The organism is Streptomyces sp. NPDC087859 (assembly GCF_044742595.1).
Lineage (GTDB): Bacteria > Actinomycetota > Actinomycetes > Streptomycetales > Streptomycetaceae > Streptomyces > Streptomyces canus_F.
Genome location: NZ_JBIUUU010000008.1, coordinates 99,743 through 120,948 on the forward strand (window position 1 = coordinate 99,743; position 21,206 = coordinate 120,948).

Genomic DNA, 21,206 nt, shown 5'->3' on the forward strand with positions numbered 1-21,206 from the left:
AGCCGCTCAGCGGGCCAGGGAGTCGGCGTCGCCCATGACGACGACCGGACGGCGGGCCGGGTCCAGTGCCAGCAGAAGCTCTTTCATGTGCTCCTCGGCGATGCTGACGCAGCCATGGGTGGGCCCGCCGTGGTCGACGTGCAGCCATATCCCGCCGCCGCGGCCCGCGCCGAGGGGGCGGGTCCAGTCGAGGGGTGAAGTGCCTGGCCTGCGGTTGTAGTTGATGGCGATCACGTAGTCGAAGGAGCCCGCCAGGGTTTCGCCCTCGAAGCCGGTGCCGGTCGCGGTGAAGCCTGTGCCGTGGTCGTACGGCAGCCGGGTGCCGGGGTCGCGGAGGCGTCCGCCGGCGTCGGTGAGGCCGAAGACGCCGATGGGCGAGTGCAGGTCGCCGGCGCGGTGGTCGTCGCTCCAGCCGCGCAGCGCGTTGTGGGCGGGCCAGGTCTCCCCGGCCTCCCATCCCGCGTCGGTGCGCTCGTACAGGACGACGGTGGACCGCGCGGAGTCCTTGCCGCGTCCGGTGACGACGACGGCCTGGCGGGCGTCGTCCGGCACCTTCGCCCATGTCCTGGGCCCCAGGCCGGGCAGTTGCTGCGGGGCGACCTCCAGCGAGATGGTCGGCGCGGGCTGGATCGTCGTGGTGGTCGGCCGCCGCTCGGGGGTCTCCGGCGCCCCTCCCCCGCACCCGGTGAGCACGAGGGAGGCGGCCAACAGCGCAACGTGGGGTCTGCGTGTGATCATGCGTCGACCTTCGCCGACAGTTGTTTGGAACTCGTCAGGTTCTAGGGAGCGGTCGGCTTGCCCTGCCCGTACACCCACTCCTGGAACAGGCCGTCGAGGTCGTTCCCCGACTCCCGCTCGGCCAGCCGCACGAACTGCGCGGTCGTCCCGTGTCCGTCGCGGTGCTCGCCGGCCCAGGCCCGCAGGATCCGGAAGAACACCCGGTCCCCCACGGCCTTGCGGAGTTGGTGCAGGGCCATCGCGCCCCGGGCGTAGACGGGCGTGCCGAAGATGTTCGCGCCGCTGCCCGGGTCACCGGGCGGGAACTCCCACAGCTCGTCGCTCGCCGGGCGGGCGTACAGCGCGTCGAAGGTCTTCTGCGCGCCGTCGCCGCCGTGCTGTTCGGCGTAGAGCCACTCGGCGTAGGTCGCGAATCCCTCGTTGAGCCAGATGTCCTTCCACGAGGTCAGACTGACGGAGTCGCCGAACCACTGGTGGGCGCTCTCGTGGACGAGGGTGCTCAGGTCGGGGGCCTGGTCGTACACGGGCCGGGTCTGTGTCTCCAGCGCGTACCCGACGTTCGGGGCCCGGTCGACGATCGACCCGGCGGCCTTGAACGGGTAGGGCCCGAAGAGCTTGCTCTCCCAGGCCAGGACGGACGGCAGCTTCTTCAGGACCGGCGCGGCGGCATCGGCCTCGCGCGGGTCGACGGCGTTGTAGACCTGGATGCCGTCGCGGGTCGTGTACCGCTCCACGGTGAACTTCCCGACCGTCGCCGTGGCCAGATAGGCCGCCATGGGCTCGGACTGGCGCCAGCGGAACGTGGTCCGCCCGTGGGCGGTCGACTGCCCCAGGAACACGCCGTTGGCGACGGCGGTGCGCCCCTTCGGAACGGTGATCGTGAAGTCGTACGACGACTTGTCCTTGGGGTGGTTGTTCGCGGGGAACCAGGTCATCGCGCCCTGCGGCTCCCCCGCGACGAAGGCGCCGTCGTCCGTGGGGATCCAGCCGTCGAGCGAGCCGTCCGGGTCGGTGACCGGGGCCGGCTTGCCGTTGTAGGTGACGGTGACGCGGAACCGCTGGCCCTTGTGCAGGGTCTTGCGCGGGGTGACGACGAGTTCCTGGCCGTCGCGGCGGAAGTCCGCCTTGTCCCGGCCGACGGTCAGGCCCGTGACCTTCAGTCCGTTCAGGTCGAGGTCGAAGCGGCTGAGCTTCTGCGTGGCGCGGGCGTAGAGGACGGCCTTGCCGTCGAGGTGGCGGCTGTCCGTGTCGTAGCGCAGGGTCAGGTCGTAGTGGCCGACGTGGTAGCCGCCGTTGCCGGCCAGCGGGAAGTACGGGTCGCCGGCGCCGGACGAGCCGGGCGACGGGGGTGCGGCCGCTCCGAGCAGCGCCACCAGGGCGACGGGGACGGTTCCGAGGACGAAGGTGCGTCTGACGGCCTGAGGCACGTGCGCTCCTGCGGTTGGGGGGTGGCAGACGGCTTCACACTAAAGGTGATCTCGGGGGAACTCACCCTTGAGCCGGTCAAGTCGTGCCGCTCCCCGAAGTACGCTCCCGGCACATCACCAGCCCCCGTGGAAGGCCCCACCATGAGCGTTCGTGTGCGCCGCGTCTACGAGTCGCCCGAGCCGGAGGACGGCGTACGCGTCCTGGTCGACCGGCTGTGGCCGCGCGGCCTGTCCAAGGACGCCGCGCGGGTGGACGAGTGGCCCAAGGCCATGACCCCGTCGACCGAGCTGCGCCGCTGGTACCACGCGGGTGAGGGGTCCTACGAGGAGTTCGCCGGGCGATACGAGGCGGAGCTGGCCGCACCCGAGGCGGCCGAACTCCTGGACCATGTGCGCGAGCTGGCCCGCAAGGGGCCCCTCACGCTGCTGACGGCCGCGAAGGCTCCCGAGGAGAGCCACGCGGCCGTACTCGCACGCCTGTTGGGCTGAAGGGCTCTCAGCCGGGGCGCCTCACGCGGTCTGCCGCGCCGCCGCCCGTCCCGCCGCCCGCCCGGAGAACAGGCAGCCGCCGAGGAAGGTGCCCTCCAGCGCGTTGTAGCCGTGCACACCGCCACCGCCGAAGCCGGCCACCTCACCCGCCGCGTACAGTCCGCCGATCGGGTTGCCGTCGGCGTCCAGGGCGCGGGAGTCCAGGTCGGTCTGGATGCCGCCGAGGGTCTTGCGGGTCAGGACGTGCAGCTTGACGCCGATCAGCGGGCCGGCGTCCGCGTCGAGGATGCGGTGCGGGGTGGCGACCCGGCCGAGCTTGTCGCCGATGTAGCGGCGGGCGTTGCGGATGCCCTGGACCTGGGCGTCCTTGCTGTACGGGTTGGCGATCTGGAGGTCGCGGGCCTCGATCTGCCGGCGCACCGTGGCCGCGTCGAGGAGCGGCTTGTCGGTCAGGGCGTTCATCTTCTCGACGAGCTGCTCCAGGTCCGGCGCGGTCACGAAGTCCGCCCCATTGCGCAGGAACGCGTCGACCGGCCCCGGGGCGCCCTTGCCCAACACCCGCTCCTTGAGGAACCCGATCCGGTCCTTGGCGGTGATGTCGGGGTTCTGCTCGGAGCCCGACAGCGCGAACTCCTTCTCGATGATCTTCTGGGTGAGGATGAACCACGAGTGGTCGTAACCGGCGATGTCCTCGGTGGTGCGCAGGTACTTCAGGGTGCCGAGGGTGTCGTAGCCGGGCAGACACGGGTCGGGCAGCCGACGGCCCAGGGCGTCGAACCACAGGGAGGACGGTCCGGGCAGGATGCGGATGCCGTGGCCGGGCCAGATCGGGTCCCAGTTCTGCACGCCCTCGGTGTAGTGCCACATGCGGTCGCGGTTGACCAGGCGTACGCCCGCCTCGGCGCTGATGTCGAGCATGCGCCCGTCGACGTACGCGGGGACGCCGGTGACCATCTCGGTGGGCGGGGTGCCGAGGCGCTCGGGCCAGTAGCGGCGGACGATGTCATGGTCGGCGCCGATGCCTCCGGTGGTGACGACGACGGCCTGGGCGGTGAGTTCGAAGTCGCCGACGCGGTCGCGGCTGGACTTCACGCCCCGCGCCGAGTTGTCCTCGGCGAGGACGGTGCCGCGCACGCCGCGCGCCTGCCCGTCCTCCACGACCAGTGCGTCGACCTGGTGTCGGTAGTAGAAGGTGAGCAGCCCGTCGCGGGCGGCCTGCTTGGCGTAATTGACGAACGGTTCCACGACGCCCGTGCCGGTGCCCCACGAGACGTGGAAACGCGGCACGGAGTTGCCGTGCCCGTGTGCGCGCAGGTCACCGCGTTCGGCCCAGCCGACGGTCGGCAGGAACTTGATGCCGTGCCCCTCCAGCCAGGACCGCTTCTCCCCCGCCGCGAACTCGACGTAGGCGCGCGCCCAGCGCACCGCCCAGGAGTCCTCGTCGTCCTCGCGGTCGAACTGGGCGCTGCCCTGCCAGTCGTTCCAGGCCAGGTCGAAGGAGTCCTTGATGCCGAGGCGCCGCTGCTCCGGGGAGTCGACGAGGAAGAGCCCGCCGAAGGACCAGAAGGCCTGGCCGCCGAGGTTGGCGGCGTTCTCCTGGTCGACCAGCGCGACCCTGCGGCCCCGGCTGGTCAGTTCATGCGCCGCGACCAGGCCCGCGAGCCCCGCTCCGACGACGATGACGTCGGCATCCATGGCGACCATCCCTTCCTTATGCGGTGGTGTTGTTCGGACGTGCCTCGCGAGATCCGCACCGGCCGTCCGTGCCGGCCTGTCTCTCTGCCGGGGGTCCGGGGGGCGTCCCCCGGGACAGTGCAGTGCTGCCGTCGGTCAGCAGCGCGGTGAGCAGTTGACCCAGCCAGGTCCGGGCCCGTTCGAGGTCCCGGTCCAGCAGCAGTTGGGTGGTGACCCCGTCGTACGCGGCGACGACGGCGTGGGCGGCCCCGTCGAGGTCGCCGAGGACGGCGGGCAGCGCGGTGTGGCCCTGCGCCCGGGCCAGTCGTTCGGCGACCGCCCGGCGCAGCCGCTCCCGGTGCTCCAGCAGGGTCTGCGCGACGGCCGGTTCCCGGGCGGCGTGCACCAGGAAGTCCGTCTTCACCAGGAGCCAGTCCCGGTCCAGGAGCAGCACCTCGGTGACACGGTCGACGGCGGCGGGCACGTCGAGGTCGGGTCCGTCCAGGGCCAGCGCGCCGGAGACCTGGTCGGCGATCAGGTCGGCCCGCTGCTGGTAGAGGGCGAAGAACAGCTCGTCCAGGCTGTCGAAGTTCGAGTAGAAGGCGCCGCGGCTGTAGCCGGCGGCCTCGCAGACCTCCTCGATGGAGACCCGCCCGAAGCCCTTGGCGGCGAAGACCGCGAACGCGGCGTCCAGGAGGTTGGCGCGGGTGCGGACCCGGCGCTTGGTGACGCGCTTGGTCGTGCCCTCCAGTGCCATGTCCGGCCCTCCGTTCGATACGGGAATGTATCCGATACAACGATGTATCGAAAGAGTCGGGTCCGGCACTCCACCACTCGATGGGAACATATTTTCGAATCAGGGGTACGCTGGATCCATGACCACGCACCTCCAGGCCTCGCTCTTCGACCAGACGGACGAGCTCCGCCTGGGCCGCCTCGACGGGATCCGGCGGACCACGCTCGGACACGGCGCCTGGATCGACGTACTCCCCGGTTGGCTCAGCGGCTCCGACGCGCTGTTCGAACAGCTCGCCGCCGAGGTTCCGTGGCGCGCCGAGCGCCGGACGATGTACGACCACGTCGTCGACGTACCGCGACTGCTCGCGTTCTACGGAGTGGACGACGCACTGCCGCACCCGGCGCTGACCCAGGCCCGCGAGGCGCTCACCGCGCACTATGCCGATGAGTTGGGCGAGCCGTTCACCACGGCCGGGCTCTGCTTCTACCGCGACGGCCGGGACAGCGTCGCCTGGCACGGCGACCGGATCGGCCGGGGCGCCCGCGAGGACACCATGGTCGCCATCCTCTCCGTCGGCGCTCCCCGCGATCTGCTGCTGCGTCCGATGCGCGGCGGCAGCGCCGTGCGCCGCCCGCTGGGCCACGGCGACCTGATCGTGATGGGCGGCTCCTGCCAGCGGACCTGGGAGCACTCCGTACCGAAGACCACGCGCGCCGCGGGACCGCGCATCAGCGTCCAGTTCCGCCCGCACGGCGTGCACTGAGGCAGAGAGGCGGCTGCTTCGGAAGCACGCAGGGGGCTGCCTCCGGCGGACGGCGCCGGAGGCGGCCTTCCCTCTCACCCTTCTCCTCCGGCGGCCCCGGCCCACCCACCACGGCCCCTGCCCGGTCTGCTTTGCTGTGCCTGTCGAGCAGGCACCTCACCCCTCGGGACGATCATGCAGACGGACGTGCGGCAAGTCGCCGACGGCACCTACCTGGTGCACGGGAGCAACACCAACTGGGTGATCCTCACCGACGGGGACGCCGTCACGCTGGTCGACACCGGCTACCCCGGGGACCGCGAACAGGTGCTCGCCTCCCTTGTGCAGGTGGGCAGTTCACCGGAGGCGGTCGCGGCGGTGCTGATCACGCACGCCCACAACGACCACCTGGGTTCGGCCGAGTACCTGCGCGCCGCGCACGGCACGCCCGTGTACCTGCACGACGCCGAAGTGCCGCATGCCCGCCGGGAGTTCCTGCACCAGGTGACCGTCGGTGACGTGGTGCGGAACGGCTGGCGGCCGGGTGTCCTGCCATGGGCGCTGCACGCGATCCGCTCCGGAGGCAAGGCACACGTCCCGGTCACCGAGCCCGAGGCGTTCCCCTCCGAGGGCGCCCTCGACCTGCCGGGCCGACCGGTCCCCGTGCACACCCCGGGCCATACCGACGGCCACGCCGCCTTCCACCTCCCGGACACCGGCGTACTGATCTCCGGTGACGCCCTGGTGAGCGGCCACCCGACCTCGCGTGTCAAGGGCCCTCAGCTGCTGCCGGACATGTTCCACCACGAGCGCGCCCGTGCCGTGGCCTCGCTGGACGTCCTCGCCGCCCTGGAGGGCGACCTCCTGCTCCCGGGCCACGGTCCGGCGCACCGCGGTCCGGTCCGTGAAGCGGCACTTCAGGCCAGGGAGCGCGCCCTCTAAGGTGAGGTGACGATCACCCGCGAGGCGAGGACGAACGGCCCATGGCACTGCAGATCAGCGCGACGAACCCGGAGCACCCCGCGCTCCTGCTGGAGCTGCCGTGGGACGTCCCCCTGGAGCAGTGGCCGGAAGAGGTCCTGGTCCCGCTGCCGCGCGGTATATCCCGGCACATCGTGCGCTACGCCCGCGCCGGCGACGAGGTGATCGCCGTCAAGGAACTCGCCGCGCGGCCCGCCCTCAACGAGTACGACATGCTCCGCGATCTCGACCGGCTCGCCATTCCCTCCGTGGATCCGCTGGCCGTGGTCACCGGCCGCACCGATCAGGACGGCAACCCGCTGGAGTCCGTCCTGGTCACCCGCCATCTGGGCGGCTCGATGCCGTACAGGTCGATGTTCGAGACGACGATGCGGCCGGCGACCATGCACCGCCTCATGGACGCCCTGGCCGTCCTGCTCGTCCGACTGCACCTGGCCGGGTTCGCGTGGGGCGACTGCTCCCTGTCCAACACCCTCTTCCGCCGGGACGCGGGCGCCTACGCCGCCTATCTCGTCGACGCCGAGACCGGCGAACTGCACCCCCAGCTCAGCAACGGCCAGCGCGAGTACGACCTCGACCTCGCCCGCGTGAACATCAGCGGCGAACTCCTCGACCTGGAGGCCTCCGGGGCGCTGCACCCCTCCGTCGACCCGATCGAGTTCGGCATGGAGATCTGCGCGCGCTACCGCGGCCTGTGGGAGGAGCTGACCCGCACGTCCGTCTACCCGGCGGGCAAGTACCACTACATCGAGCGCCGGATCCGCCGTCTCAACGAGCTCGGTTTCGACGTGGCCGAGATGCAGATCGAGCACGCGGCCAACGGTGACACGGTCACCTTTGTGCCCAAGGTCGTGGACGCCGGCCACCACCAGCGCCAGCTGCTGCGGCTGACGGGCCTGGACACCGAGGAGAACCAGGCCCGGCGGCTGCTGAACGACCTGGAGAGCTGGATGGCCACCCAGGACGACTACGCCCCGGGCGACCCCCTCGGCGCCCGCCCCGAGGTCCTCGCCCACCGCTGGGTGCGGGACGTCTTCCGCCCGACCGTGCGCGCGGTGCCGCTGGAACAGCGCGGGTCGATGGACCCGGCCGAGATCTACCACGAGCTGCTCGAACACCGCTGGTACCTGTCGGAGCGGGCGCAGCACGACATCGGCCTGGACACGGCGGTCGAGGACTACATCAAGAACGTCCTGCCCAAGGCGCGGGAGACGCTCCAGCCCACCGTCGAGGCCTGACTCAGACGGGCGGGACCACCGCCACCGGGCACTCCGCGTGATGCAGTACGCCATGGGCGACGGAGCCGATCCGGGCGCCCACTGCGGTGCGGTGGGCGCGCCGGCCGACGACCATCAGCTGGGCCCGCCCCGTCACCGACAGCAGCACCTGTCCCGCACTGCCCATCTCGACGTGCTCCACCACCGGGACGTCGGGGAACTGTTCCCGCAGCGGCTCCAGGGCCGCGCCCAGCGCCTGCTGCTCACGCGGTTCCAGTCCCCCGGCCTCGTCGAGCAGCTTCAGCGAGCCGGGGCTGTAGGCGAACACCGGCGGCAGGGTCCAGGCCCGTACGGCACGCACGGTCGCCCCGCGCGACGCGGCGGTCTCGAACGCGAACCGCAGGGCGGCGGCGCTGTCCTCCGGTTCGCCCTGCTGGCCCACGACGACCTCGCGGCCCGCGGCCTCGGCGGCGGGCTGGTCCCCGGCCCGCACGAGGACGACGGGCCGCGTGGTCTCGGCGATCACCTGCTGTCCGACGGAACCGAGCAGGAACCCCACGACCGGCCCGTGGCCGCGCGAGCCGAGCACCAGCATCTCGGCGTCCGCCGCCGCGTCGACCAGCGTCTCGACGGTGCCTCCCTCCAGCACGTCGGTGGTCACGGTGAGTCCCGGGTACCGCCCGGTGACGGCCCGGGTCGCCTCGGCCACCGTCTCCCGCACCCACCCGGCCTGGGTGTCCGGGGTGGCCACCTCGACGGCGTCGTACGCCTCGAACCGCCAGGCCTGGACCACCCGCAACGCCAGGTCGCGGCGGACCGCCTCCCGGGCCGCCCAGTCCAGTGCGGCGAGACTCTCCTCGGATCCGTCCACTCCTGCGGTGATCGGGCGCGTCATACAGCTGTCTCCCTGTGTCGTGGCCACGTCCCTCGGGCCGGGTCTTCACTACGCTGACTGTATGAGCCTGGTGTGGGAGCAAGTGAACGTGGATGCCCACGACGCGGAGGCCCTGGGCCGCTGGTGGGCCGAGGCGCTCGGCTGGGTGGTCGTGAACGACGCCCCCGACGAGTACGAGATCCGCCCGGAGAAGGACCGCCTGCCCGGCCTGCTCTTCAGCCCGGTCCCGGAGGGCAAGACCGTCAAGAACCGCCTCCACCTGGACTTCCGCCCGGACGACCAGGCCGCCGAGGTCGCCCGCCTCCTGGCACTCGGCGCCCGGCACGCGGACGTCGGGCAGGGCGAGCAGTCCTGGGTGGTACTCGAGGACCCCGAGGGCAACGAGTTCTGCGTGCTCAGCGATCACCGACCGCGAACCTGAGCAGAGCGGGGCTTTCGAACATACGATGGGCCGCATCGCAGCCGAACTCTCGGGGTGGGAGACGTATGGCACAGGCCGCCGAATCAGCGCGGACCGTCATCCTGACCGTGGACGACGACCCGGGGGTCTCCCGTGCCGTCGCCCGGGACCTGCGGCGGCGCTACGGCGAGTCGTACCGGATCGTGCGCGCGGAGTCCGGTGAGTCCGCGCTGGAGGCGCTGCGCGAGCTGAAGCTGCGCGGGGACCTGGTGGCGGTGATCCTGGCCGACTACCGGATGCCGCAGATGAACGGCATCGAGTTCCTGGAGCAGGCCCTCGACGTCTACCCGGGCGCGCGCAGGGTGCTGCTGACGGCGTACGCGGACACCAACGCGGCGATCGACGCGATCAACGTCGTGGATCTGGACCACTACCTGCTCAAGCCGTGGGACCCGCCGGAGGAGAAGCTCTACCCGGTCCTGGACGACCTCCTGGAGGCCTGGCGGTGCAGCGAGTACCGTCCGGTGCCCGCCACCAAGGTCGTCGGGCACCGCTGGTCGGCGCGCTCCTCGGACGTGCGGGAGTTCCTGGCCCGCAACCAGGTGCCCTACCGCTGGTACTCGACCGAGGAGCCCGAGGGGCAGCGGCTGCTGGCCGCCGCGGGCCAGGACGGACAGCGGCTGCCGGTGGTCATCACCCCGGACGGCACGCCCCTGGTCGAGCCCGAGGCACCCGATCTGGCCGCGCACGTGGGCCTGGCCACGACGCCCACCGCGGACTTCTACGACCTCGTCGTCATCGGCGGCGGCCCGGCCGGGCTCGGGGCCGCGGTGTACGGCGCCTCGGAAGGGCTGCGGACCGTTCTCGTGGAGCGGTCGGCCACCGGCGGGCAGGCCGGGCAGAGCTCCCGCATCGAGAACTACCTCGGCTTCCCCGACGGAGTGTCGGGCGGGCAGCTCACCGACCGGGCCCGGCGGCAGGCGGCGAAGTTCGGCGCCGAGATCCTCACCGCCCGTGAGGTGGCCGGCCTGGAGGTGAACGGGGCCGCGCGGACCGTGCGGTTCTCGGACGGGTCCGCGGTCGCCGCGCACAGCGTGATCCTCGCGACCGGGGTGTCGTACCGGACGCTGGAGGCGCCCGGCTGCACCGATCTGACCGGCTGCGGGGTGTACTACGGCTCGGCGCTGACCGAGGCGTCCTCCTGCCAGGGACAGGACATCTACATCGTCGGCGGCGCCAACTCCGCGGGACAGGCGGCGATGTACCTGTCCCGGGGCGCCAAGTCGGTGACCCTGCTGGTGCGCGGCCCCGACCTGGCGGCGTCGATGTCGCACTACCTGATCCAGCAGATCAGCGAGGCCCCCAACATCTCGGTACGCGCGCGTACCGTCGTCGAGTCCGCCCACGGCTCCGACCACCTGGAGCAGCTCACCCTGCGCGATGTGGACACCGGAAAGACCGAACTCGTCGACGCGCAGTGGATGTTCGTGTTCATCGGCGCGGCCCCGCTGACCGGCTGGCTGGACGGCACGGTGCTGCGCGACGACCACGGCTTCATCCTGTCCGGGCCCGACCTGACCGCCGACGGACGGCCGCCGGCGGACTGGGAGCTGGACCGGCCGCCGTACCACCTGGAGACCAACGTCCCCGGCGTGTTCGTGGCGGGAGACGCCCGCGCCGAGTCCGCCAAGCGGGTCGCGTCCGCCGTCGGAGAGGGAGCCATGGCCGTGATGCTCGTCCACCGGTACCTGGAGCAGTCATGAGCGGGCAGCTCGTCCCGTGCAGCCCCACGGAGATCGGGGCGCTGTTCCTGTTCGAGAAGCTGTCCCCCGAACAGCTGGGGCAGTTGTGCAGTTCCGGACGGGTGGAGAAGTTCGAACCCGGGCCCGTCTACACCGAGGGCGAGCCCGCCACCTGCTTCTACGTGATGATCGAGGGCACCGTCGTGCTCTCCCGCCGGGTCGGCGGCGACGACGTGGAGGTCACGCGGACCTCGCAGCGCGGGGTGTACGCGGGGTCCATGCAGGCCTATCTCGGGGACCGGGTGCAGCAGGTCTACAAGAACTCCATGCGGGTCACGGAGCCGACGCGGTTCTTCGTGCTGCCCGGTGAGAAGTTCTCGGACTTCATGCAGGAGTGGTTCCCGATGGCGGTCCACCTGCTGGAGGGGCTGTTCTTCGGCGCGCAGAGCACCCAGCGGGCCATCGGCCAGCGTGAACGGCTCCTCGCGCTGGGCTCGTTGTCCGCCGGCCTCACCCACGAGCTCAACAACCCGGCGGCCGCCGCGGTACGGGCCACCGCGACCCTGCGGGAGCGCGTGGGCAAGATGCGGCACAAGCTCGCCGTCATCGCCCAGGGGAACTACGCGCCCGAGGTCATGGCGAACCTCATCGACATCCAGGACCGCACGGCCGAACGCGTCGCCAAGGCACCGACGTTGAGCCCGCTGGAGGCCTCGGACCGGGAGGACGCGGTCACCGACTGGCTGGACGACCACGACATCCAGAACGGCTGGCGGCTCGCCCCCACCTTCGTCCAGGCCGGTCTCGACGTGGACTGGCTGGACCAGGTCGCCGCGGCCGTGGACGAGGAACTGCTGCCCAACGCGATCGGCTGGCTCAACTACACCGTCGAGACCGAGCTGTTGATGGACGAGATCAACGACTCCACCAACCGCATCTCCCACCTCGTCGACGCCGCCAAGCAGTACTCGCAGCTCGACCGGGCGCCCTTCCAGAACGCCGATGTGCACGAACTCCTGGACAGCACCCTGCTGATGCTGTCCGGCAAGGTCGGACAGCGGATCAAGGTCGTCAAGGACTACGACCGGACGCTCCCGAAGATCCCGGCGTACCCCGCGGAACTCAACCAGGTGTGGACCAACCTGATCGACAACGCGGTCGCCGCGATGAACAGTGCGGGCGGGGAAGGCACCTTGACCGTACGGACGGCGCTCGACCATGAGCGGCTGCTGGTGGAGTTCCGGGACACGGGGCCGGGGGTGCCGCAGGAGATCCGCAACAGGATCTTCGATCCGTTCTTCACCACGAAGCCGGTGGGCGAGGGGACGGGGCTCGGCCTCGACATCTCGTGGCGGATCGTGGTGAACAAGCATCACGGGACGCTTCAGGTGGAGTCCCGGCCCGGGGACACGCGGTTCCAGGTGCTGCTTCCGCTCACCGCAGCGGAAAGTGAGACGAGCGAGGAGTGGGAATGACCGAGATCCAGGGACTCGACGCCGACGTGCCGCCGAGCGGGAACGGGTGCGTCGAGTGCGATGCCGCGGGCGGGTGGTGGTTCCATCTGCGACGGTGCGCGCAGTGCGGGCATGTGGGGTGCTGCGACTCCTCGCCCGCGAAACACGCCACGGCACATTTCCAGGAGACCGGGCATCCGTTGGTGCAGAGCTTCGAGCCGGGTGAGCAGTGGTACTGGAACTTCGCGACCAAGGAGATGTTCGAGTCCGGGCCCTCGCTCGCGGCACCGGACAGTCATCCGGTGGATCAGCCCGCGCCCGGCCCTGAGGGACGGGTTCCGGCGGACTGGGCGAAGACGTTGCGGGGCTAATTGGCTCGGGGGCGTCCGTGCTTTGGTGACAGGATGTCTTTGTGCCTCCGACCTCCTTTTCTTCTCCGCTCATCGGCCGTGCCGACGAACTCGCCCGGCTCGACGGTGTGCTGTCGCGTGCCCGCGGTGGTGAAGCGCGTGCGGTTCTGATCGCCGGGGATGCCGGAGTCGGCAAGACACGGCTCCTCGGCGAAGCCGCCGAGCGGGCCGCCCGTGCCGGGATGACCGTGCTCACCGGGCACTGTGTGGATCTCGGGGACGTCGGACTGCCGTATCTGCCGTTCACCGAGATCCTGGGGGTCCTCGCCTCCGACGAGCGGTTCGCTCCCGTGCTGTCGGGGCATCCGGTGGCCGGGCGGCTGCTGGGGGGCGAGGGCGACGGCGGACGCCTGCAACTGTTCGAGGGCATGGCGGGGCTGCTGGCCGATCTGGCCGATGTCGCACCGCTGTTGCTCGTGCTGGAGGACCTGCACTGGGCCGACCAGTCCTCGCGGGACCTGCTGAGGTTCCTGCTCAGCCGGGGCATCCTGCAGCGGTCGGCGGGCGGGGCGCCCACCCATCGGCTGGCGGTCCTCGCGTCGTACCGGGCGGACGATCTGCATCGGCGTCATCCGCTGCGGCCGCTGCTCGCCGAGCTCGTGCGACTGCCCGCTGTGGAGCGGCTGGAACTGCGGCCGCTGGGCGATGCCGAGGTGACACGGCTCGTGCAGGCGCTGCAGGACCGGCCGCTCCCGGACGCCACGGTCCGGGGCATCGTGGCCCGGGCCGAGGGCAACGCCTTCTACGCCGAGGAACTGGTCGCGGCCACCGACACCGAGGCGGGCGGGGTGCCCAGCGGGCTGGCCGACGTGCTGCTCATCCGCTTCGAGCAGCTCTCGGAGACCGCCCAGCAGGTGCTGCGTACCGCCGCCGTCGCCGGGCGCCGTGTCGAGCACGCACTGCTGCGGGACGCGGTCCGCCTTCCCGAGGACGAGCTGGAGTCGGCACTGCGGGAGGCCGTCGGACGGCAACTCCTGGTGCCCGGGGACGGCGACACGTACTCCTTCCGGCACGCACTGGCCCGGGAGGCCGTCTACGCCGATCTGCTCCCGGGTGAACGGGCCCGGCTGCACGGCGCGTTCGCCCGCCTGCTGGCCGGCCACGGGCACCGGGCCGAGTCCGCCGCCGAGCGCGCCCACCACTACCGCGAGAGCCATGACCTGGCCGAGGCGCTGGCCGCCTCGCTGGAGGCCGCGGACCACGCCCAGCGGGTCGGCGCACCCGCCGAGGAGCTGCGGCACCTCGAGACGGCCCTGGACCTGTGGTCGGCGGTGGAACCGGCCGATCGCCCCTCGGACGAGCGGGTCACGCTCACCCTGCGTGCCTCCGCGGCGGCCGCGCACGCCGGAGAGCTGCACCGCGCGGTCTCCCTCACCCGGGCCGCGCTGGCCGGTACCGACCAGGACGCCGACTCCGAACTCGCCGCCCGTGTCCGCTACACGCTCGCCGGGAACCTGATCGACGTCGACAACCTCACCGCGGCGTTCCGGTACAGCAGCGAGGCCCTCGCCCTCATCCCGGCCGATCCGCCGTCGCGGACCTGGGTGTGGGCGGCCGCCACCCATGTCATGGCCGCCCGCCACGTCGGCGAGAACGAGACCGCGCTCCGGGTCGCCCGCGAGGCCCTGCGCGTGGCCGAGCACCTGGACGCGAAGGACGCCCGGGCGGACCTGATCATTTCCCTCGCCGCCCTCGAAAGTGGCGGCCGCGGCACCCCGGAGGGCCGCGGACTCATCAGCGAGGCAAGGGAGTTGGCCCACGCCGCGGGCAACGCCCCCGTGGAGATGCGCGCGCTGTTCAACCTCGCCATCGGCTCCTACGAGACCGGCGACCTCGAGGAGTCGCTGCCCCTGCTGGCCGAGGGCCTCGACCGGGCCCGCCGGGCCGGGCTGCTGTCCTCGGCCTACCCCCGGGCGATGCGCCATCTCCAGCTCGTGGTGCTCTACACGCTGGGCCGCTGGGACGAGTGCCTGCGCGCGGTGTCCGGCAGGGCCGAGCTGCCCGTGCTCAGTGGGTACGCGGCCGGGCCCGCGCTCTATGTCGCCCTCGCGCGCGGTGACTTCACGGCCGCCGACCGGGCCCGCGCCCTCCTCCAGGGACCCTTCGACTGGATGGCCACGCTCGTCGCGGGCATCGCGCTGACCGAGGCGGCGGCACTGCGCGGTGACGCCGAGGCCGCGGTGGAGCAGCTGTGGTCGACGGTCAAGGCCCTCACCGACGACGCGGGCACGCGCCCCGACGTCACGGTCCGGCTCGCCGCCCGCGCGCTGTCCGCGGTCGCCGACACGGCCGCCGGGCTGCGCCTCACCGGCGACGAGGCGGGCGCGGGACGGTGGAAGGCCACGGCGGACGAACTGGTGGACGTGGCGCGGCACACGGCCGCGCGCGGGGAGGACGGCACTCCGCAGGGGCCGGAGGGGCAGGCGTGGCTGGCGCGCGCCGAGGCGGAATGGGTTCGGGCGATGACCGGGCCGGACGTGGCGGCCTGGGAGAAGACGATCGCCGCGTTCGACTTCGGTGACACCTACGAGCACGCGCGCTGCCGACTCCGGTACGCCGAGGCCCTGTTGACGGCCGAGCGCCGCGAGGAGGCGGCCGTCGAGGCCGGTGCGGCGCGGGAGACGGCCGTACGGCTCGGGGCCACCCTCCTGCTGGAGGAGGCGGACACGCTGATACGCCGGGGCCGCCTGTCGGCGGCACCGAAGAACGCGGACGGCCCCTCGCCCCTGACCGCCCGCGAGCAGGACGTGCTGCGGCTCCTCGCGCTGGGCCGCAGCAACCGGCAGATCGGCGAGGAGCTGTTCATCAGCGGCAAGACGGCGAGCGTGCACGTCTCCAACATCCTGGCCAAGCTGGGTGCCGCGAGCCGTACCGAGGCGGTGGCCGTCGCCTATCGGGAAGGCCTGATCGCCCCGGAGTGATCAACGGTCCGGGCAGTCGAGGCTCCGCAGGTCGACGGCGTCCGCCATGGCCTGCATCCCCTTGTCGTTGGGGTGGATGTGGTCCCCGCCGTCCAGGGCGGGGAGCATCCGCTCCCGGTCGTAGGGGCTGCGCAGGATCCGGTCGAAGTCGGTGACCGCGTCGAACTCGCCGCTGTCCCTGATGAACGCGTTGACCTCCTGGCGTACGGCCTCGGCGGCCGGGTCCCACTCCGACCAGCCCTTGAAGGGCGCGATCGTGGCGCCGACCACGCAGGTGCCGGCCGCGTGCGCCCGGTCGAGGATCTCCCGGTAGCCGTCGATCAGGTCCTGGGCGGTGACGCCGGTGTGGGCCTTGATGTCGTTGACGCCCTCGAAGAGGAACACGGTCCGCACGCCGGGCTGGGAGAGCACGTCCCGGTCCAGCCGGTTCAGGGCGCTCTGCCCGGCGCCGTCCGCCAGCACCTTGTTGCCGGAGATCCCTTCGTTGGCCACGCCCTTGACCACGTTCTGCGACTTCTGGAGCCGACGGGCCAGGTAGTCGGGCCAGCGGCGGTTGACGTCGGTCGTGGACTGCCAGCCGTCGGTGATGGAGTCTCCGAGGGCGGCCACGGCACCGGCGTCGGCGCGCACCGACACCGCGTCCAGGTAGAACCAGGATCCGACGGTCTCGGTCCAGTGCGCGCCGCCCTCCTCGGCGGTGTGGTCGCCCTGGGTGGCGTACGAGGTCTGCATGGCCATCCAGTGGCCGGTGAGCGGGCCCGCCGCGTCCGGCGTGTGGACGCTGACCACCAGGTCGCTCCCGGCGGGCAGTCTGCCCGGCAGCGGGTCGCTGTACGCCGTGGCGCCGGGCGGGACGGTGACGGATGTCGAGCCGTCGAAGGTGAGTCGGCGGTTGGTGCGGTGGACGAGTTCGGGTCCCTCCTTCTGGAGGCCCGCGTAGACGCTGTCGAAGGTCACCGGTCGGTCGCCGAAGGCGTTGGAGAGCCGGATGCGCGGGTCACGGCCGCCGACGCTGGTGTGCACCACCATGCGGTAGCCGCGGTCGGCGACCGCCTCACCGATGCGGTCGGCGCTCGCGCCCCAGGTGACGACCCCGTCGGGCGGGCCCTGGACGGCGGCTCGCGCCGGTGCGGCCTGGAGGAAGGCGGCCATGAGCGTGACGACGAGCAGACGGACGGTCCGGGCGGGGCGGCCCGTCATCGGTCGAGGTCCTTGAGCGTCACGGAAGCACCGGGCTCCAGTGCCACGGTCCGGGAGGTCCCGGCGTACGCGACCGTCGTGGTGCGGCCGCCGATGCTGCGGATGCGTGCCTCGGTCGGTTTCCCATCCCTCCACCGTAGATCGACGACGAAACCGCCGCGCGCACCGGCCCCGGTGAGGGAGCCGGACTCGGCCCAGGCGTCCGGGAGGGCCGGGAGGAGTTCGAGGTGGCCCGGGCGTGAGTACAGCAGCATCTCGATCATCGCGGCCGGGGTGCCGAAGTTGCCGTCGATCTGGAAGATGCCCCGGCCCTGTTCCACCTCATAGATGTCGAAGAGGTTGAAGGCGGTGCCGTTGCGGCCGTCGGTCGAGGGACGGAGGTTGTTGACGACCAGCTGGTAGGCGTTGTCCGCGTTCTTGAGCCGGGCCCAGCACAGGCTCCGCCAGGCGTTCGCCCAGCCGAAGCTCTCCATGCCGCGCGCGGTGAGCAGGGCGGTGGCGCCTTCCACGAGGGCGGCGGGGGTGGAGCCGTCGGGTCGAATGCGGTCGCCGGGGAAGAGGCCGACGAGCGGGGAGAGGTGGCGGTGGGTGGTCTCGCCGAGGTTGTCGGGGGACATCCACTCCTCCAGCCAGCCCGTGGTGGGGCTGACCCGCGGCAGATACAGCCGTTTGCGCAGGCCCGCGATCCGGTCGGCGAGGCCGGTGTCCTTCTTCAACTCCGCCGCCGCGGCGCAGTAGTTGCCGAAGAGCGACCGGACGAGTTCCTGGGCGTAGGTGATGCCCCTGGCGTCGAGCGGTCCGTGCTCGGGCGACCAGTCGCTGTCCGCGACGAGTACCTCCTCGGTGGTGCCCGGGAGGGTGATGGTGAGGAGTCGGGCCTCCCAGAACTCGCAGGCGCCCTTGAGCAGCGGGTAGATCTTCTCCAGATGGGAGCGGCGCCCGGTGAACTCGTAGTGCTCCCAGAGGGAGTCGCACAGCCAGGCGTTGCCCGCCGGATGCCACCACCAGCCCATCCCGCCGTGGATGTTGGTGGAGATGGCGACGGTCCAGCCGGCGATCTTTCCGGTCGAGTTGCGGTAGCGGTTGCGCGGATCGTTGAAGTGGGTCCGGGTCAGTTCGGTCCAGGACGGGAGCTGGTCGACGCAGTAGTCGGTGAAGGCGTCGAAGCACTCGGACAGTCCGGCCCGGTCGGCCATCCAGTAGTTCATCTGGAGGTTGATGTCGGTGTGGTAGTCGCCCATCCAGTCGGGGTCGTTGCCGTCGAGCCACAGCCCCTGGAGGTTGAGGGGGAGGCTGCCGCGTGAGCCCGCGATCATCAGGTACCGGCCGAACTGCAGGTACTGGGCTTCCAGTTCGGGATCGGGGACGCCGTCCCGGGCGCGCGCTCGGATCCGCTCCCAGGTGTCGAGGGAGCGCTGCTCCTCGGACGACGTGCCGAGGGAGACGTCGAACTGCCCGAACAGGGCGCGGTGGTCGGCGACATGGGTGCGCAGCAGGGTGTCCGCCGTGTGGCGGGCGGCGGCCCGGACCTTGGTGCGGGCCAGCTTCTCCGGGTGGAGGGAGGGGTCCCGGTAGTGGGTGGCGGCGTCGGGCGCGTAGTTGGTGCCGCCGCTGAGCACCACGGTGAGGTCCTTGCAGCGGGCGAAGGAGATGCCCGAGCCGCCGGTGGTGACCGTGCCACCGGTGCCGTACGCCGTGACGGCGGCCCCGTAGCGCAGCCCGTTGGCGAAGGCCGCCCCGAACGACACCGCGCTCCCCTCGCCGTGCGTCCCCGCCAGCGTCACCGTGCCGGAGTACCGGCCGCCTCCGCTCTGGGAGAAGTGCAGGACGATCACGTCGTCGGGCCGGCTGGCGAAGATCTGCCGCCGGTACGTCACTCCGGAGCGGACGTACGACGTGGTGAGCACGCCTCGGTCGAGGTCGAGGGTGCGGCGGTAGCCGGAGACCGCGGACAGGTCGTGGTCGGGGATGTCGACGGCGAGCCGGGCGAGCAGGGTGAAGGAGCCGAAGTCCGCTCGGCCGTAGGGGAACTGTCCGTCGGCGTCGAGCGTGTCGTTGAGGCCGCCGGTCCACATCGTGGCGTCGGTGACGAGAAGGAGTTCGCGGCCGGGGTCGTTGCTCGCGAGGGCGCCGAGACGGCCGTTGCCGAGGGGCAGGCCCTGTTCGATCATCGAGTGCTCGTCGGCGGGGGCCTGCCACCGGAGCTCGTCGTGTGCGGCGGTGTCGTACGAGGCGTCGGGCCGCCGCGGTGCGGCCGAGGCGGTGAAGGCGGGGAGCGTGGCGAGGGCTCCGGTCGCGGTGGCGAGGGCGAGGAGGTTGCGTCTGGACGGTTCGGGGGTCATGGCGGCTCCTGGAGGGTCGTTCAGGACGACTTCGGTACGTCGATCCGGTCGATGTCCGGTGCGTAGCCCGTGCCGCTGTCGAAGGTGATCGTGTTGGAGCCGGCCTTGAGCGTCACGGGCACGTACACGCTGGACACGGTCCCCCAGTCGCCGGTGGCGGGGAGCTTGTGGCGGGTGGCGCCGCCACCGTTCGCCGAGACGTCCACCGAGCGGGCGTCGCCGCTGATGTACGAGACCTTGATCTGGTAGGTGCCCGCCCGGGCGACGAGGACGTCGTTGAAGGTCAACTTGCCGCCGAGGTACACGTTGCCGACCTTCTTTCCGTCGGAGCAGGCGGAGCAGTCGGCGACGGAGGCGTTGCCGGCGAGGGTGTTCGTGGCGGACTCGGCCTCGATGCCCGTCCAGGTGAGCCGGTCTCCGCGCGGGGTGACCGTGAACAGGCGGGAGCCGTGGGCCGGCAGGGCCTGGGTGATCCTGTTCTTGTAGGTGCCGAGGTTCTCGTGGTTCCAGAGATCCCGGACCGTCGCCTTCCCGGTGAAGCCGAGGGTCGTCCAGTCGGCGGTGACGGCGGCGGGGGCGTCGGCGAGGTTGAACAGGGCGACGGTGTAGGTGCCGTCGGGGTTCTTCGCGGCCCACACCTGCTGGGGGTCGGACGGGGTGACCGGGTGCGCGGGCGGGTTGGCGCCCTGGTTGAGGGCGATGACCTCGCGGTTGGTCAGCAGGGACAGGCCGTAGGAGTCGAGGCGGGTGAGGTCGTCGCCGGTGTAGAGGGGCGACTTGGCGATGGCCCACAGGGTGGCGTAGCTCTGCCGTTCCGCCTTGGTGAGACCGTCCATCTCGCCGTTGCCGACGTCGAGGGAGTCGAGGTCGTTCCAGCCGCCCGGACCGGCGTGCCGGGTCCAGGCGGGGGTGTCGTCCCAGCGGTCGTCGACGGAGTTCTCCCAGCTGACGAGGGTGTTGCAGTAGCACTCGACGTCGGTGTCGACGCGCCAGCCCTGGGAGTACTTCTTCCAGTCCGCGGCGTGGCCGATGTCGAGGGACCAGGACAGTTCGAGGTGGATCGGGCGGCCGGTGGCGGCGATCGCCTTGTTCCACGCGGCCACGTCGGCAACGTTGTCGTACTGGTCGCCGCTCTTGCCGGAGCCGGGGCCCACGCCGTCGAGTTTGAGGAAGTCGTAGCCCCAGTCGGCGATCAACCGGGCCTGGGAGTCGATGTACTTCGCGGTGCAGGGGCGGGAGAAGTCGAGCTTGTAGGAGCTGTCCCAGCCGTTGGTGGTGCGCAGGTCGCCGTAGACGATGTCGGCGGTGGTGCAGCCGTCGGCGTTCCAGATCGGCGTCCTGCCCTCGCCGTAGGCCCCCTTCTCCAGGCCGGCCGGCAGGTAGATGCCGGCCTTGAGGCCCTTGGCGTGGATGCGGTCGGCGACGGCCTTCATGCCGCTGGGGAAACGGACCGGGTCGGCCTTCTGGCGTCCGTACCCGTCGAACCCTGACTTCCAGGTCTTGTCCATCCACCAGCCGGCGTCGATGTTGACGTACTCGTAGCCGAACTTCTTGAGCTTGGCGGCCATCGCGTCGCTCTGCTTGAGGACGTTGGCCTCGGTGAGGTAGCTGTAGTCGCCGTCCGGGTTGAGGCCGGGGTACTTGGACGACTGCATGCTCCAGCTGGTCCAGCCCATGTAGGGCTTGGCAGCGAGGGCGGGGGCGGCGGTCTCGGCGCCGGCCGTCGGGGCGACGGTGACGGCACCGGCGGCGAGGGCCAGGACCACGAGGGCTCTGAGGGTGCGTGCGGGCATGACGGAGTACGAGGATGACCGCATGGGCCGTACCTCCTGGGT

The 21,206-nt window shown here is 71.5% G+C and carries 17 protein-coding genes; 9 read left to right on the forward strand and 8 right to left on the reverse strand.

Annotation, left to right across the window (positions count from 1 at the left end; translation table 11 throughout):
• Nucleotides 1-6: 6 nt before the first annotated feature.
• Nucleotides 7-738 (reverse strand): L,D-transpeptidase family protein, encoded by a 732-nt coding sequence (locus tag ACIOHP_RS20585; protein WP_401889375.1) that lies wholly within the window; start codon nucleotides 736-738, stop codon nucleotides 7-9.
• 41 nt (nucleotides 739-779) lie between these two features.
• Nucleotides 780-2,165 (reverse strand): M1 family metallopeptidase, encoded by a 1,386-nt coding sequence (locus ACIOHP_RS20590; RefSeq protein ID WP_401889378.1) that lies wholly within the window; start codon nucleotides 2,163-2,165, stop codon nucleotides 780-782.
• Nucleotides 2,166-2,306: 141 nt separating this feature from the next.
• Between ACIOHP_RS20590 and ACIOHP_RS20595 the strand changes: the two genes are divergently transcribed.
• Nucleotides 2,307-2,654 (forward strand): DUF488 domain-containing protein, encoded by a 348-nt coding sequence (locus ACIOHP_RS20595; RefSeq protein ID WP_401889381.1) that lies wholly within the window; start codon nucleotides 2,307-2,309, stop codon nucleotides 2,652-2,654.
• Nucleotides 2,655-2,675: 21 nt separating this feature from the next.
• On the opposite strand, the gene ACIOHP_RS20600 is transcribed toward ACIOHP_RS20595, so the two are convergent.
• Both ACIOHP_RS20600 and ACIOHP_RS20605 read right to left on the reverse strand, forming a co-directional pair.
• Complete coding sequence (locus ACIOHP_RS20600; RefSeq protein WP_361488736.1) at nucleotides 2,676-4,349, reverse strand: FAD-binding dehydrogenase; 1,674 nt, start codon at nucleotides 4,347-4,349, stop codon at nucleotides 2,676-2,678.
• Between the two features lie 16 nt (nucleotides 4,350-4,365).
• The gene (locus ACIOHP_RS20605; protein WP_401889382.1) at nucleotides 4,366-5,085 is read right to left on the reverse strand and encodes a TetR/AcrR family transcriptional regulator; all 720 of its coding nucleotides are present in this window, start codon (nucleotides 5,083-5,085) and stop codon (nucleotides 4,366-4,368) included.
• 118 nt (nucleotides 5,086-5,203) lie between these two features.
• Here ACIOHP_RS20605 and ACIOHP_RS20610 point away from each other — a divergent pair, with 118 nt between their 5' ends.
• The 3 genes from ACIOHP_RS20610 (at nucleotide 5,204) to ACIOHP_RS20620 (ending at nucleotide 8,028) form a co-directional block, all read left to right on the forward strand.
• A complete protein-coding gene (locus ACIOHP_RS20610; RefSeq protein WP_401889384.1) occupies nucleotides 5,204-5,830 on the forward strand; it encodes an alpha-ketoglutarate-dependent dioxygenase AlkB in 627 nt (208 codons plus the stop codon).
• Between the two features lie 174 nt (nucleotides 5,831-6,004).
• The gene (locus ACIOHP_RS20615; RefSeq protein WP_401889385.1) at nucleotides 6,005-6,751 is read left to right on the forward strand and encodes an MBL fold metallo-hydrolase; all 747 of its coding nucleotides are present in this window, start codon (nucleotides 6,005-6,007) and stop codon (nucleotides 6,749-6,751) included.
• Between the two features lie 41 nt (nucleotides 6,752-6,792).
• A complete protein-coding gene (locus ACIOHP_RS20620) occupies nucleotides 6,793-8,028 on the forward strand; it encodes a DUF4032 domain-containing protein (RefSeq protein WP_361488744.1) in 1,236 nt (411 codons plus the stop codon).
• A 1-nt stretch (nucleotide 8,029) separates the two neighbouring features.
• Here ACIOHP_RS20620 and ACIOHP_RS20625 read toward each other — a convergent pair whose 3' ends face one another.
• Complete coding sequence (locus ACIOHP_RS20625; RefSeq protein WP_401889388.1) at nucleotides 8,030-8,902, reverse strand: universal stress protein; 873 nt, start codon at nucleotides 8,900-8,902, stop codon at nucleotides 8,030-8,032.
• 61 nt (nucleotides 8,903-8,963) lie between these two features.
• Between ACIOHP_RS20625 and ACIOHP_RS20630 the strand changes: the two genes are divergently transcribed.
• From ACIOHP_RS20630 to ACIOHP_RS20650, 5 genes are all read left to right on the forward strand, one after another.
• Nucleotides 8,964-9,323, forward strand: a complete 360-nt coding sequence (locus ACIOHP_RS20630; RefSeq protein WP_361544554.1) for a VOC family protein — start codon at nucleotides 8,964-8,966, stop codon at nucleotides 9,321-9,323.
• A 65-nt stretch (nucleotides 9,324-9,388) separates the two neighbouring features.
• Entirely contained in the window at nucleotides 9,389-11,065 is a 1,677-nt protein-coding gene (locus tag ACIOHP_RS20635; RefSeq protein ID WP_401889391.1) for an FAD-dependent oxidoreductase, read from the forward strand.
• Complete coding sequence (locus ACIOHP_RS20640; protein WP_361544548.1) at nucleotides 11,062-12,519, forward strand: ATP-binding protein; 1,458 nt, start codon at nucleotides 11,062-11,064, stop codon at nucleotides 12,517-12,519. Before ACIOHP_RS20635 ends, ACIOHP_RS20640 begins: the two co-directional genes overlap by 4 nt.
• On the forward strand, nucleotides 12,516-12,869 hold the full coding sequence (locus ACIOHP_RS20645; protein WP_307034738.1) for a UBP-type zinc finger domain-containing protein: 354 nt from the start codon (nucleotides 12,516-12,518) through the stop codon (nucleotides 12,867-12,869). Before ACIOHP_RS20640 ends, ACIOHP_RS20645 begins: the two co-directional genes overlap by 4 nt.
• 41 nt (nucleotides 12,870-12,910) lie before the next feature.
• Entirely contained in the window at nucleotides 12,911-15,829 is a 2,919-nt protein-coding gene (locus ACIOHP_RS20650) for an AAA family ATPase (RefSeq protein ID WP_401889395.1), read from the forward strand.
• On the opposite strand, the gene ACIOHP_RS20655 is transcribed toward ACIOHP_RS20650, so the two are convergent.
• Genes ACIOHP_RS20655 through ACIOHP_RS20665 form a run of 3 tightly spaced genes read right to left on the reverse strand, consistent with a single transcriptional unit; the run spans nucleotide 15,830 to nucleotide 21,188 of the window.
• Nucleotides 15,830-17,029: an SGNH/GDSL hydrolase family protein gene (locus ACIOHP_RS20655; protein ID WP_401889397.1), complete on the reverse strand. Its 1,200-nt coding sequence runs from the start codon at nucleotides 17,027-17,029 to the stop codon at nucleotides 15,830-15,832. It abuts the gene before it with no gap.
• Nucleotides 17,026-19,371 carry a glycosyl hydrolase family 95 catalytic domain-containing protein gene (locus tag ACIOHP_RS20660; protein ID WP_401889400.1) on the reverse strand — a complete coding sequence of 782 codons (2,346 nt, stop codon included), beginning with the start codon at nucleotides 19,369-19,371 and terminating at the stop codon, nucleotides 17,026-17,028. Before ACIOHP_RS20660 ends, ACIOHP_RS20655 begins: the two co-directional genes overlap by 4 nt.
• A gap of 20 nt (nucleotides 19,372-19,391) precedes the next feature.
• Nucleotides 19,392-21,188, reverse strand: coding sequence for an alpha-galactosidase D (locus tag ACIOHP_RS20665; protein WP_401889402.1), 1,797 nt, complete (start codon nucleotides 21,186-21,188; stop codon nucleotides 19,392-19,394).
• Nucleotides 21,189-21,206: the final 18 nt, after the last annotated feature.